Annotated in this window: 1 protein-coding gene; it reads right to left on the bottom strand. The window is 69.5% G+C overall.

Going from position 1 to position 545, the window contains the following annotated elements; translation table 11 throughout:
- A partial coding sequence (locus tag GWI24_RS44635; RefSeq protein WP_210951700.1) for an ABC transporter permease subunit occupies positions 1-545 on the bottom strand: 545 nt, incomplete at both ends.

Here is a 545-nt window from a genome sequence, read left to right on the forward strand (position 1 = left end):
GGCCAGTACGTTGGCGTCGTCCTGCGAGGGGCCGGGCGCGATGATGTAGACGAGGTCGAAGATCTTCATCACGTTGATCATCAGTGTGACGACGACGACGGAGAGCACCGGCGCCAGCATCGGCACCGTGATCCGCCGGAAGACCTGCCATTCGGTGGCGCCGTCCATCCGCGCGGCCTCCATCAGCTCACGCGGCACTCCCGCGAGCCCCGCCGCGATCAGCACCATCGCGAAACCGGCCCAGATCCAGACGTAGGCGCCGATGATGGCCGGGGTGACCAGGGACGGGCCGAGCCAGTCCACGCCGTTGTACGGCTGGGCGAAGTTCCAGGCGGGCAGCCGTAGCTGGGCGCCCTCGGCCCTGGCCGGGAGGGTGTACCTGCCGTCCGCCGCCGTCGTGGTCCGGGCGAGGACCTTGCCGTCCTTGACCGCCTCGATCTTCAGGCCGGCCATCGCCTTCTCGCCCTTGTCGATGGCGCCCTCCTTGCCCAGGCCGCCGCGGGTGAAGTCGAACCAGACCGTGCCGGTGATCTTCCCCGGCTCGC

The sequence above is a fragment of the Streptomyces sp. MK37H genome (genome assembly GCF_018035285.1).
GTDB classification, from domain to species: Bacteria; Actinomycetota; Actinomycetes; order Streptomycetales; family Streptomycetaceae; genus Streptomyces; species Streptomyces endocoffeicus.